This window comes from Bacillus sp. JJ1122, from assembly GCF_036964885.1.
Lineage (GTDB): Bacteria > Bacillota > Bacilli > Bacillales > Cytobacillaceae > Mesobacillus.
In genome coordinates this window covers 51,681-64,467 of sequence record NZ_JBALQL010000017.1, presented here as the reverse complement: position 1 = coordinate 64,467, position 12,787 = coordinate 51,681, and the positions used below count along the sequence as shown (strand labels likewise).

The following is a 12,787-nucleotide window of genomic DNA, read 5'->3' as shown; positions in this document are numbered from 1 at the left end:
GGGCACATGAAGGAAGGAACAGCTGTAATGGCTGTTCTTTTTTTTGTTTCTTCAGGAATGTAAAATCAAAAATCGTATCCAGTTAATAAAAATGTAGTCGTCTTATTGGTTTTCCATTGGCATTCAACAGTCTTATATGGGGAAATCGGAATTAGAATCTGAGTTGCCAAGTTTAAATTGGTTTCCGTGTTTAATCTAACCTAAAAAACCATTCGCTTATAACTTTTTTTATATTTAAACTGTTGTTTTTAATCCTTTCCTTATAAAGCCCATTTTTATAGTTTGTCTATTTAATTGTGCATTTTGTACAGGGTTTAAGAGTCAAAACCCGTCATTTCATTTGAGAAATAATTATTTACTAGTTTATATGGATATATCAACAGCTAGTAACGATATATCACCATTTGGAATGCTTTTTTCACTAGTTAAACCCATATTCCCTATTTATAGCATTACTTGTAGAAAAACCTGAAACAGAAGAACCGTTCCCAAAAAACTTTTTCATTCGCCACGGTGACAAGTTTCCACTCTAATTAAAATGGGTATAATAACCAACACCCCCACTTAGCAGGTTTTGGCATACATAAATTTGGCGAAAATAAATACAGATGCATTAATTGCAAGGGTAAAAATTTTTTTGTATAATTAAAGTCAAATATAGTCAAAGTCAGATAGGGGGAGGTTTAGTGAGGAATATATCGGACATCATAGAACATTACCTCAAGCAGGTTTTGGAAATGAGCGACCAGGATATCGTTGAAATCAAGCGTAGCGAAATCGCCGATAAATTTCAATGCGTGCCGTCCCAGATCAATTATGTCATCAATACTAGATTCACGATTGAACGAGGTTACCTTGTTGAAAGTAAGCGGGGCGGAGGCGGATATATCCGTATCATCAAAGTCCAGGTTTATGATCATGCACACTTGATTGATGATTTATTGTCTTTGATTCACACACGGATTCCTCAAAGCAGTGCTGAAGATGTCATTTACCGTTTAGTGGAGGAAGATGTCGTGACAAACCGCGAGGCGAAAATCATGCTTAGCGTTTTAGACAGATCTGTTCTGTATATTGAACTCCCGCTGCGGGATGAGCTTCGCTCGAGAATGCTAAAGGCAATGTTGATGGCATTGAAATATAAATAATATCAGAACAGAGGTAAAGAGGTGAGGGCATGATCTGCCAAGAGTGTAATCAGAGGCCGGCAACGCTGCACTTCACGAATTTTTTAAACGGCGAAAAAACTGAGCTGCATTTATGTGAACGGTGTGCACAGGAAAAAGGCGAAATGTTTATGATGAACAACGGACCAGTTTTTTCGATCAATAGCCTGCTTGCCGGATTGTTGAATATGCAGCCAGGTTTTACGGAGGAAAAGAAGGAAGCCTTCCATGCGGAGGAAATCCTTCAATGTCCGCAATGTTCAATGACTTTTCCTCAGTTTGTGAAAGTCGGCAGGTTTGGATGTGCAACTTGCTACGATGCCTTCAGGGATCAGCTGACTCCCATCATTAGAAGGCTCCATAGCGGGAATTACACGCATAATGGAAAAATCCCTAAAAGGATCGGCGGGGATATCCATTTACGAAAAACAGTTGATGATTTAAAGCAAACATTGAAAAATCTTATCTCAGATGAAGAATTCGAAAAAGCTGCTGAGACTCGGGACCAGATAAGAGATCTCGAAAGGAAATTAGCAGGGAAGCAAGAGGGAGGGGAGTAGACTTGTCATTAGAGAAGTTTATCAGTCAGGCAGTCAGCTCCTGGATGAGTGATGATGGACCTGATTCTGACATTGTCCTCAGCTCTCGAATCCGTTTTGCCAGAAACCTTGATGAATTCAATTTTCCTACGTTGTTTACTAACGGTGAAGCTGAGGCAGTCATTGACACAATAACGGAACGGGTAAACAATAGCCACATTCCAATCGTTGAGCATCTAGAAATGATAAAGATGGATGAGATCCCACAATTACAAAAAAGAGTACTTGTCGAGAAACATTTAATTAGTCCCCATCTTGCCGAAAACGGCATCCATGGTGCATGTCTTTTATCCGAAAATGAAGAGATCAGCATTATGATCAACGAAGAAGATCATTTGAGAATTCAATGTTTATTCCCTGGATTCCAGCTGACGGAAGCCTTGAAGGCTGCAAATGAGATTGATGATTGGCTGGAAGAGCATGTGAATTATGCTTTCGATGAAAAATTTGGTTATTTGACCAGCTGCCCGACAAACGTTGGAACGGGTCTAAGGGCTTCAGTCATGATGCACCTTCCAGGTTTGGTCATGACGCAGCAAATGAACAGGATTGTGCCGGCGATTAATCAGCTTGGTTTGGTGGTAAGGGGTATATACGGCGAGGGCAGTGAAGCTCTCGGTAATATTTTTCAAATCTCCAATCAAATCACATTAGGAAAATCAGAAGAAGACATTGTAGAAGACCTGAAAAGCGTGGTAAGCCAGATAATATCTCAGGAAAGGTCAGCCCGGGAAGCATTAGCGAAAACTTCTAACATACAATTAGAAGACAGAGTCTTTCGTTCATATGGAATTTTGGCAAACAGCCGGATCATTGAAACGAAGGAAGCTGCCCGATGCCTGTCAGACCTGCGGCTTGGCATTGATATGAGGTATATAAAAAATATATCAAAATCAATTTTAAATGAACTGATGATTTTAACTCAACCAGGGTTTTTACAGCAGTATGCGGGCGGGCCGCTCCGGCCAAACGAAAGGGATATCCGCAGAGCTGCTTTAATAAGAGAACGATTAATAATGGAAACAAAAGAAGAGTCAGGAGGATGATCTTATGATGTTTGGACGATTTACAGAGAGAGCACAGAAAGTATTGGCACTCGCACAGGAAGAGGCAATCCGCCTTGGACATAACAATATCGGTACAGAACACATCTTACTTGGCCTTGTGCGTGAAGGAGAAGGAATTGCGGCGAAGGCATTATACGGACTTGGTCTAGGTGCCGAGAAAATCCAAAAGGAAGTTGAGAACCTGATTGGCCGAGGCCAGGAAACTTCCCAGACCATTCACTATACGCCAAGAGCCAAGAAGGTCATCGAGCTTTCAATGGATGAAGCAAGAAAACTTGGACACTCTTATGTTGGCACTGAGCATATTCTTCTTGGTCTGATCCGTGAAGGAGAAGGTGTTGCTGCCAGAGTGCTGAATAACCTGGGGGTAAGCTTAAATAAAGCACGCCAGCAAGTGCTGCAATTGTTAGGCAGCAATGAAACATCTGGGCATCAAGGGGGCGGAGCAGCAAATGCCAACACACCGACGCTTGATAGCCTTGCAAGGGACTTAACTGCGATTGCCAGAGAAGGAAGCCTTGACCCTGTTATCGGCCGAAGTAAGGAAATCCAGAGAGTTATCGAGGTGCTTAGCCGCCGGACAAAGAACAACCCTGTATTGATCGGGGAGCCTGGTGTAGGTAAAACAGCGATTGCTGAAGGGTTGGCACAGCAAATCGTGAATAATGAAGTTCCTGAGATTCTTCGAGATAAGCGCGTTATGACTCTTGATATGGGAACTGTTGTAGCAGGAACTAAATACCGTGGTGAATTTGAAGACCGTCTGAAAAAGGTTATGGATGAAATCCGCCAGGCGGGCAACATCATTCTGTTCATCGATGAGCTTCATACATTGATTGGTGCTGGTGGAGCGGAAGGTGCTATTGATGCATCAAACATCCTTAAGCCGTCACTTGCTCGCGGTGAGCTGCAATGCATCGGGGCAACCACACTGGATGAATACCGTAAATATATTGAAAAAGACGCCGCATTAGAGAGACGTTTCCAGCCTATTACAGTTGATGAACCAACCGCTGAGGAATCCGTCCAGATTTTAAAAGGGCTTAGAGATCGTTATGAAGCCCACCATAGAGTATCGATTACGGATGCGGCGATTGAAGCGGCAGTAAAGCTGTCTGACCGTTATATCTCTGACCGTTTCCTTCCGGATAAAGCAATTGACTTGATTGACGAAGCTGGTTCTAAGGTGCGCCTGCGCTCTTACACTACTCCGCCGAACCTTAAGGAGCTTGAGGTGAAGCTGGAGGAAGTGCGCAAGGAAAAGGATGCTTCTGTACAAAGCCAGGAGTTTGAAAAAGCTGCTTCTTTAAGGGATACAGAACAGCGCCTGCGTGAACAGCTTGAAAATACGAAGAAAACGTGGAAAGAAAAACAGGGTAAGGAAAATAGCGAGGTTACAGTCGAGGATATTGCGAATGTTGTATCCAGCTGGACGAATATCCCTGTTACAAAGCTTGCCCAAACTGAAACGGATAAGCTGTTGAACCTTGAAGAAATCCTGCACTCTCGCGTCATCGGGCAGGAGGAAGCAGTTAAGGCTGTTTCTAAAGCTGTAAGACGTGCCCGCGCAGGATTGAAAGATCCTAAACGTCCGATTGGTTCATTCATCTTCCTGGGTCCTACAGGTGTAGGTAAAACGGAATTGGCAAGAGCACTTGCTGAATCGATGTTTGGCGATGAAGATGCAATGATCCGCGTGGATATGTCGGAGTACATGGAGAAGCATTCGACTTCCCGACTCGTTGGTTCACCTCCGGGATATGTAGGATACGATGAAGGCGGCCAGCTGACTGAAAAGGTTCGCAGAAAACCTTATTCCGTCATCTTGCTTGATGAAATCGAAAAAGCACATCCTGATGTGTTCAATATTTTGCTTCAAGTCCTTGAAGATGGCCGGTTGACTGATTCTAAGGGACGTACAGTCGATTTCCGCAATACAATCATGATCCTTACATCAAATGTCGGAGCTGAAGCGTTGAAGCGCAACAAATACGTTGGCTTCAACATCCAGGATGGAGCGCAGGATTATAAGGATATGAAGGGCAAGGTAATGGAAGAGCTGAAAAAAGCCTTCCGTCCGGAGTTCCTAAACCGTATCGATGAAATTATTGTCTTCCATGCACTGGAGAAACCGCATCTGAAGGAGATCGTGACATTGATGTCCGACCAGCTAGTGAAGCGTCTGAAGGAGCAGGAGATCACTCTTGATTTGACGGATGCAGCTAAAGAAAAAATTTCGGAAGAAGGCTACGATCCAGAGTATGGTGCCCGTCCATTACGCCGGGCAATCCAGAAACATATTGAGGATCAGCTATCTGAAGAATTGCTAAAGGGTACAGTCCTTACAGGCCAAAATGTCATTATTGATGTGGAAAATGGCGAGTTCGTCGTAAAAACGCCAGAAGGTTCTGCAAAGGCTTAAATTGCTTATCAGGTTAAAATAAGGGGTATACGTACATCAACTACGTGTACCCCTTTTTTACTGATTTTTGCGGTAACGGTTCCGAGAACAACTCGAGGTGCGAAAAAGCAAATGAGTTGTCGTCGTAAGATACCTGAGAACAATTTCGTGGGCGAAATGGTCTTCAGACTGCAATATTGGTATGCGATAGAACAACTAAAGCTCATGATTTAACCTTATAAGAGTCATCAAATCAGTCCAGTTTATAAAGGGTTCATAATCTGATGAGCATAAATATTTAAAGCAGAAAATTTTACATGTTTACTTCAGTTCCAAACATTTCTTTTAATGAATGTTTAGCATTAAAATAGAGATAATACTTTTTATTGATAGATGGCGAGGCTAAGAAAATGGCAAAAAGAAAAACAAAATTCATGTGCCAGGAATGCGGCTATGAATCTGCAAAATGGATGGGGAAATGTCCTGGATGCGGGCAGTGGAACAAGATGGTAGAGGAAGTGGAGAGCACTGGGTCCAATCGGCGAGGAGCGTTTACGAATGCTGCCGGCTCTTCAGTAGCGGCAAAGGCGACTCCGATTACTTCGATTGAGACTGTCAGCGAGCCGCGTATTACGACGGATTCAAATGAATTGAACAGGGTACTTGGAGGTGGAGTTGTCAGGGGTTCCCTCGTTTTGATTGGCGGGGATCCGGGAATAGGCAAATCGACGCTTTTGCTTCAGGTCTCGTACCAGCTGGCAAAAAAGGATCACTCCGTTCTCTATATATCTGGTGAAGAATCCATGAGACAAACAAAGCTGCGGGCTGACCGTCTTGGAGCTACTTCGTCTAATTTACTCGTATATTCAGAGACTAATTTGCATGAAATCAGCCTGACAATTGAAAATACAAAGCCTGATTTTGTCATTGTCGACTCGATTCAAACTATTTTTCACCCTGAAGTGACTTCTGCTCCGGGAAGTGTTTCGCAGGTTAGGGAATGTACGGCGGAACTGATGAGGATCGCTAAAACAAAAGGTATCGCTATTTTCATCGTCGGACATGTCACCAAGGAAGGCTCCATAGCCGGCCCTCGTCTGCTTGAGCATATGGTGGATACTGTTCTGTATTTTGAAGGGGAAAGACATCATACATACAGGATCCTGCGGGCGGTCAAGAATCGCTTTGGTTCTACGAATGAGATGGGTATATTCGAGATGAAGGAAGCTGGCTTGGAAGAGGTCGCTAATCCATCTGAAATCTTTTTAGAAGAGCGTTCCCAGGGTGCTTCGGGCTCTACTGTTGTAGCATCTATGGAAGGGACGCGTCCTGTTTTGGTAGAAATCCAGGCGCTGATCTCTCCTACGAGCTTTGGAAATCCGAGAAGAATGGCCACAGGGATTGACCATAACCGGGTGTCGCTGCTGATGGCTGTGCTAGAGAAACGTGTCGGGCTGCTGCTAGCGAACCAGGATGCTTATTTGAAGGTAGCCGGCGGAGTGAAGCTGGATGAACCGGCAATCGATCTTGCTGTCGCTGTCAGCATCGCTTCGAGCTTCCGGGATAAGCCTACCCGGGCATCAGATTGTATCATCGGTGAGGTAGGCCTGACTGGGGAAGTCAGAAGGGTTTCAAGGATTGAGCAGCGTGTCCAGGAAGCTGCTAAGCTTGGTTTTGAAAGAATCATTTTACCGGAAAATAATCTTGGCGGATGGACTCCACCTAAAGGAGTAGAGCTAATCGGCGTTACATCTGTCAGCCATGCATTAAAAGTCACCTTAGGGGGTTGATGGATTGGAGAATAAAAGCTTCGAAGAAAAGGAATTAGCTGAAATCCTGCAATTTATCGCTCCGGGAACACCAGTCAGAGATGGGATTGATAATGTACTACGTGCCAATACGGGCGGGCTGATTGTCTTTGGCTACAATGAAAAAGTCAAAAATCTTGTGGATGGCGGATTTGAAATCAATTGCAGGTTCAGCCCGAGTTTTTTATATGAGCTTGCCAAGATGGATGGCGCGATTATCTTGAATGAAACTGGCAGCAAAATTTTGTTCGCGAATGCACAGCTTGCTCCGGATACTGGTGTGCCATCGACGGAGACGGGGATGAGGCACAGGACGGCAGAAAGGGTTGCAAGACAGACGAAAGCCCTTGTTATTGCGATATCCCAGCGGAGGAATGTCATTACTCTGTATCAGGGGAACCTACGCTATGCCTTGAAGGAAATCGGGGTTATTTTAACGAAGGCAAACCAGGCAATCCAGACGCTTGAAAAGTACAAGGTTGTTCTTGAGAAAAGCATTACGAATCTTGGGATCCTGGAATTCGAAGATTTGGTTACCTATAATGATTTGCTGCAGGTCATCCATCGATTTGAAATGGTATTAAGAATCAAGACCGAGCTATTATCTTATTTGAGTGAGCTTGGGATGGAGGGCAGGCTGATTCGTCTGCAGATGCACGAGCTTTTGTCTGAAATAGAGAAAGAGGCCCTGCTAGTCATCAAGGATTATTCTGCAGAGAGCGATGTGAAGGCAGAGGAAGTGCTGGCGCGATTCCAGGAGCTTTCAAAAGCCGGCGTCATCGAAGATACGACGATTTTAAAACTGCTTGGCTATCAGGGTTATGTCCATATGGATGAATTTATTTGCCCAAGAGGCTACCGAATGCTGAATAAGATTCCGAGACTGCCGATGATCATCGTCGAAAATTTAATCAAAAGGTTCAATAAGTTCACAAATTTGATTTCGGCATCGGTTGAGGAATTAGATGATGTTGAAGGAATTGGTGAAGTCAGAGCCCGAAAAATAAAAGAAGGATTTAAACTGATTAGGGACCAGCTGATGGCAGACCGCCAGATGTAATTTAAGCTATTTGACGGAACTGCTTTTAAATTGACACCGATATAGCCCGATGCTACTTTTAAGGAAGAGTTAATCTTAGAAATAGAAGGATGATATTTTTTCTTAAAATAGTTAAGCTGATTACGTAACTTTTATGCCGATTAAAACGTATTATCTTTTGGGCCTGTGCTTTGGACGAATTGGGTTCGGTCTTTAAGAAATGCAATAATGAAGGCTTAGCACGTATTTTATTGCTATTTTAATACTTGTCTGATCACCAAAAACAACAGGCTTGTGAAAACAGCATAATAAGAAAATCTTATCCATAAGCAGGGTTTCAAATTTTAGAAGTTGTTTATAATGAGTAAAAGGAGGTGAAAGGATGTTAAGACGTATCATTCAAGCCTGCTTCCTGATCATTGGGGGAACGCTTGGTATATTCTTAATTCCTGATTTATTATCGTTAATGAAAATGGGAGACATGACTCTCATCAATAATCCTTATGTTACAGCTATTTTGGGCGCACTTATTTTTTATCTTCTTACTTTTTGGGCTGTTGACCATGTGACCAATTTTGTGAAGTGGGCTGAAGAATCGCTGCTCAAGGCGCCAATCACTGATGTTATTTTTGGCAGTGTGGGTCTTTTCTTTGGTTTGCTAGTAGCGTTTTTAGTTGGCTTTGCCCTTAATGCAATCCAGGTTCCGATTGTAAATACAGTTGCCCCAACGCTCCTTACTCTTTTATTTGGTTATCTTGGATTCCAGGTGGGATTCAAGAAACGTGATGAGCTGCTTGGTTTATTTTCCAAATCGAAGAAAAAAGGCAATGAAGAAGAGGTTGAAAAAGAAGAGCGTGCAAGAGAATGGAAAATTCTTGATACAAGTGTGATTATTGATGGAAGGATTGCTGATATCTGTCAAACTGGTTTTCTTGAAGGTATCATCGTAATCCCGCAATTTGTCCTTGAAGAGCTGCAGCATATTGCTGATTCATCCGACGTGCTAAAGCGAAATCGCGGCCGCCGCGGATTGGACATCCTTAACCGTATCCAAAAGGAGCTTAGGATTAAGGTAGAGATTTATGAAGGCGACTTTGATGATATTCAGGAAGTTGACAGCAAGCTTGTGAAACTTGCGAAGCTGACAAACGGTGTTGTAGTAACGAATGATTTCAATTTGAACAAAGTTTGTGAATTGCAGAAAGTTGCGGTGCTGAATATCAATGACCTTGCAAATGCGGTTAAACCGGTGGTCCTTCCAGGGGAAGAAATGAACATCCAGGTAATCAAGGATGGAAAAGAACACAATCAGGGTGTTGCATATCTTGACGACGGCACGATGATCGTTGTCGAGGAAGGTCGCGACTATATCGGGAAGCGAATTGATGTGCTTGTAACGAGTGTGCTGCAGACATCTGCAGGCAGGATGATTTTTGCGAAGCCAAAATTATTGGAAAAAGCATTATAATTTGGTTCATCCATTTATCGTTTGGGGTTTCTCCCATTCATGACTAAATGGATGAGTCAGCATTTATGGGCAGTTATGCCCCGCTTGCCTTCTTGAAGGACTGAAGCTGGGGTCTTAGCTGCCCGTTCATCTGTAAAAAATAGATTGGAGTTTTCGTATGCCTTATCAGGTCATTATCCCGGCAGCGGGGCAAGGCAAGAGAATGGGAGCAGGGAAAAACAAGCTTCTTTTAACACTTGAAGGAGTACCAGTTCTCATCCATACATTAAAGGTTTTTGAAGCTGATCCGGAATGCGCGGGTATCATTCTCCCCATCCATCCGGATGATGAGGCTGAATTTAAGCGATTATTGAAAGAATACGGGATTCATAAAGTATCTTCGCTCGTCATCGGCGGTAAGGAACGGCAGGACAGTGTATATAACGGGCTGAATGCGCTCGGATCATTTGAGGGTGTTGTGCTTGTGCATGATGCAGCTCGGCCTTTTATAAAAGCAGAAACGATCCATGCGCTAGTGGAAGCAGCCAGCAATGAGGGCGGCGCAATCGTTGCGGTACCGGTTAAAGATACGATCAAAAAAGCGGTGAACAGCCAGGTAATCGAAACGGTTGAGCGCTCAAGCTTGTGGGCAGTCCAGACCCCGCAGGCTTTTCGCGTTTCCATTTTGCTTAAAGCGCAAAAGAAGGCTTTGAGCGAACAATTTATTGGGACGGACGAATCCAGTCTTGTCGAAAGGCTTCCACATCAAGTCGCCATCATTGAAGGTGACTATGATAATATTAAGCTGACCACACCTGAGGATTTATATTTTGCTGAAGCCATTTTGCGCAAACGCAAAGATGCAGGAATGAAATAGCTTCATAGCAGGATTAACGTAAAAAAATAAAGCCTTAAAAGGAGTTATTTATATGTTTCGTATAGGACAAGGATTCGATGTACACCAGCTGACGGAAGGACGGCCGCTGATTATTGGCGGAATAACAATTCCCTATGAAAAGGGGCTATTAGGGCACTCTGATGCGGATGTGCTTTTACATACAGTGGCAGATGCAGTCCTTGGAGCGATTGGGGAAGGGGATATCGGCAGGCATTTCCCGGATACTGACCCTGAATTCAAGGATGCGGATTCCGCCAAATTGCTTGAGCATGTGTGGGGTATCGTTAAGGAAAAAGGATATGAGCTTGTGAATATCGACTGCACAATCATCGCCCAAAAACCAAAGATGGCGCCGCATATCGAGCCGATGCGCCAAAGGATTGCTGCTCTATTAGAGGGGGCTCCTGACCAGGTGAATGTGAAGGCGACAACGACAGAAAAGCTAGGTTTCGCAGGCAGGGAAGAAGGCATAGCCGCCCAGGCTGTTGTTTTACTAAAAAAAGTGTAAAACCAATCATCTGAGCTACTTCCGCTTTTCCCATTGGAAATGATACAATAATGGACAGCAATATTAGAGGAGGATTCACTATGTCATCAGATATTCGAGTGCGTTATGCGCCGAGTCCGACGGGGCATTTACATATCGGGAACGCCCGTACAGCACTTTTTAATTATTTATTCGCACGGAACAGAGGCGGAAAGTTCATCATCCGCATTGAAGATACAGACAAGAAACGCAATATCGAAGGCGGGGAGCAAAGCCAGCTTAAGTACCTTAAATGGCTTGGCATCGACTGGGATGAGAGCGTGGATGTTGGCGGAGAATACGGCCCATACCGCCAATCAGAACGTAACCATATTTATGAAACATACAATCAGGAGCTTTTTGAAAAAGGTCTTGCTTATAAATGTTACTGCACAGAAGAAGAGCTGGAGGCAGAACGTGAAGAGCAGGCTGCCCGCAATGAGACTCCTCATTATTCTGGCAAGTGCCGCCATTTGACTAAAGAGCAGCAGGAGCAGTTTGAAAAAGAAGGACGCCAGCCTAGCCTCCGCTTCAAGGTGCCTGCAGGCAAAATTATCGCATTTGAAGATATGGTTAAAGGCCAGGTAAGCTTTGAATCTGATGGTATGGGCGACTTTGTCATCGTGAAGAAGGATGGCACGCCTACTTATAACTATGCTGTTGTCCTTGATGACCATTTGATGAAGATCTCTCACGTTCTTCGCGGAGATGACCATATTTCAAACACACCGAAGCAGCTGGTGATCTATGAAGCATTTGGCTGGGAGCCGCCTGTGTTCGGCCATATGACGCTGATTGTCAATGAAAGCCGCAAGAAGCTTAGCAAGCGTGACGAATCGATCATCCAGTTCATTGAGCAGTACGAAGATCTTGGGTACCTTCCTGAAGCATTATTCAATTTCATCACATTACTTGGATGGTCTCCATCAGGTGAAGAGGAAATCTTCTCGAAAGAAGAATTCATTGAGATTTTTGACCCGGCAAGACTTTCAAAATCTCCTGCCTTGTTTGATCAGCAAAAGCTTGCGTGGATGAACAACCAGTATATGAAAAAAGCTGATTTGGACCGCGTAGTAGAACTTGCACTTCCACACCTAGTGAAAGCTGGAAAGGTCAATGAAAACCGCACTGAGGAAGAGAATGCATGGGTTCGCGGCCTGATTTCCCTTTATCACGATAAAATGAGCTTCGGAGCAGAAATCGTCCAGATGTCGGATTTATTTTTCCGCGATGAGGTAAACTATGATGAGGAAGCAAAAGAAGTCCTTGCTGGTGAGCAGGTTCCAGAGGTTTTGAGAGCTTTCCTTGCAGAAATCGAGCAGCTCGAGGAATTCAAGGCTGATGCAATCAAAGCAGCAGTTAAGGCTGTCCAAAAAGCGACTGGCCAAAAAGGCCAAAAGCTGTTCATGCCTGTCAGGGCTGCTGCAACAGGCCAGACTCATGGTCCAGATCTGATGCTAGCAATGGAATTGATCGGAAAAGAAAAAGTGATGGAAAGAGTCACAAAGCTGTTGGGCTAATTGACTTTTTAGCATTAAGCTTGGGCCAATAACTTTTTTAAGTTCTTTTAGTTAACAGATGAACAAAAATATAATATAGTAAGAGTAATTCCATACATTTAAAGTGTTGAAGAGGAAAAGTAGAAGAATGACGCTTATTAGAGAGAACCATCACCGGCTGAAAGTGGTTCAGGCCTCTCATTGTTTGAAATGCGCCTCTGAGTCCCTTTACGAACAGACAGCAGCTGTCATAGTAGTATTGGGCGGGACCTCCCGTTAACAGGCTAAAGTTGAGGCTGCATATTATGTTGCAGACCTAAACAGAGTGGAACCGCGC

The 12,787-nt window shown here is 43.8% G+C and carries 9 protein-coding genes, 1 pseudogene and 1 other annotated feature (1 of these 11 running past the window's edge); all 10 genes and pseudogenes read left to right on the top strand.

Annotated features, from left to right (window positions below):
• Positions 1–686 precede the first annotated feature (686 nt).
• The 10 genes and pseudogenes from V7201_RS10635 to gltX all read left to right on the top strand — a co-directional run bounded on the left by V7201_RS10635 (position 687) and on the right by gltX (position 12,471).
• Positions 687–1,148: a CtsR family transcriptional regulator gene (locus V7201_RS10635; RefSeq protein WP_335376705.1), complete on the top strand. Its 462-nt coding sequence runs from the start codon at positions 687–689 to the stop codon at positions 1,146–1,148.
• Positions 1,149–1,177: 29 nt separating this feature from the next.
• Positions 1,178–1,726 (top strand): UvrB/UvrC motif-containing protein, encoded by a 549-nt coding sequence (locus V7201_RS10630; protein WP_335376704.1) that lies wholly within the window; start codon positions 1,178–1,180, stop codon positions 1,724–1,726.
• A gap of 2 nt (positions 1,727–1,728) precedes the next feature.
• A pseudogene (locus V7201_RS10625) lies at positions 1,729–2,818 on the top strand (protein arginine kinase); the annotation flags it as partial.
• Positions 2,816–5,254 (top strand): ATP-dependent protease ATP-binding subunit ClpC, encoded by a 2,439-nt coding sequence (gene clpC, locus V7201_RS10620; RefSeq protein ID WP_335376702.1) that lies wholly within the window; start codon positions 2,816–2,818, stop codon positions 5,252–5,254. The pseudogene V7201_RS10625 and the gene clpC, both read left to right, overlap by 3 nt.
• A gap of 389 nt (positions 5,255–5,643) precedes the next feature.
• Complete coding sequence (gene radA / locus V7201_RS10615; RefSeq protein WP_335376701.1) at positions 5,644–7,023, top strand: DNA repair protein RadA; 1,380 nt, start codon at positions 5,644–5,646, stop codon at positions 7,021–7,023.
• A 4-nt stretch (positions 7,024–7,027) separates the two neighbouring features.
• A complete protein-coding gene (disA, locus tag V7201_RS10610) occupies positions 7,028–8,101 on the top strand; it encodes a DNA integrity scanning diadenylate cyclase DisA (protein ID WP_335376700.1) in 1,074 nt (357 codons plus the stop codon).
• Between the two features lie 361 nt (positions 8,102–8,462).
• Positions 8,463–9,548 carry a PIN/TRAM domain-containing protein gene (locus tag V7201_RS10605; protein WP_335376699.1) on the top strand — a complete coding sequence of 362 codons (1,086 nt, stop codon included), beginning with the start codon at positions 8,463–8,465 and terminating at the stop codon, positions 9,546–9,548.
• 157 nt (positions 9,549–9,705) lie between these two features.
• Positions 9,706–10,404 carry a 2-C-methyl-D-erythritol 4-phosphate cytidylyltransferase gene (ispD, locus tag V7201_RS10600; RefSeq protein ID WP_335376698.1) on the top strand — a complete coding sequence of 233 codons (699 nt, stop codon included), beginning with the start codon at positions 9,706–9,708 and terminating at the stop codon, positions 10,402–10,404.
• 52 nt (positions 10,405–10,456) lie between these two features.
• Positions 10,457–10,933 carry a 2-C-methyl-D-erythritol 2,4-cyclodiphosphate synthase gene (gene ispF, locus V7201_RS10595; protein ID WP_335376697.1) on the top strand — a complete coding sequence of 159 codons (477 nt, stop codon included), beginning with the start codon at positions 10,457–10,459 and terminating at the stop codon, positions 10,931–10,933.
• 80 nt (positions 10,934–11,013) lie between these two features.
• Positions 11,014–12,471, top strand: a complete 1,458-nt coding sequence (gene gltX / locus V7201_RS10590; protein ID WP_335376696.1) for a glutamate--tRNA ligase — start codon at positions 11,014–11,016, stop codon at positions 12,469–12,471.
• A gap of 97 nt (positions 12,472–12,568) precedes the next feature.
• Positions 12,569–12,787 (top strand) — a binding site (T-box leader) (it continues 17 nt past the right edge of the window).

Bases quoted from the DNA above. Each gene is read 5' to 3' on its own strand.
- V7201_RS10630 (WP_335376704.1), top strand. From the start codon at position 1,178: ATGATCTGCCAAGAGTGTAATCAGAGGCCGGCAACGCTGCACTTCACG.
- clpC (WP_335376702.1), top strand. From the start codon at position 2,816: ATGATGTTTGGACGATTTACAGAGAGAGCACAGAAAGTATTGGCACTC.
- radA (WP_335376701.1), top strand. From the start codon at position 5,644: ATGGCAAAAAGAAAAACAAAATTCATGTGCCAGGAATGCGGCTATGAA.
- V7201_RS10605 (WP_335376699.1), top strand. From the start codon at position 8,463: ATGTTAAGACGTATCATTCAAGCCTGCTTCCTGATCATTGGGGGAACG.
- ispD (WP_335376698.1), top strand. From the start codon at position 9,706: ATGCCTTATCAGGTCATTATCCCGGCAGCGGGGCAAGGCAAGAGAATG.
- ispF (WP_335376697.1), top strand. From the start codon at position 10,457: ATGTTTCGTATAGGACAAGGATTCGATGTACACCAGCTGACGGAAGGA.
- gltX (WP_335376696.1), top strand. From the start codon at position 11,014: ATGTCATCAGATATTCGAGTGCGTTATGCGCCGAGTCCGACGGGGCAT.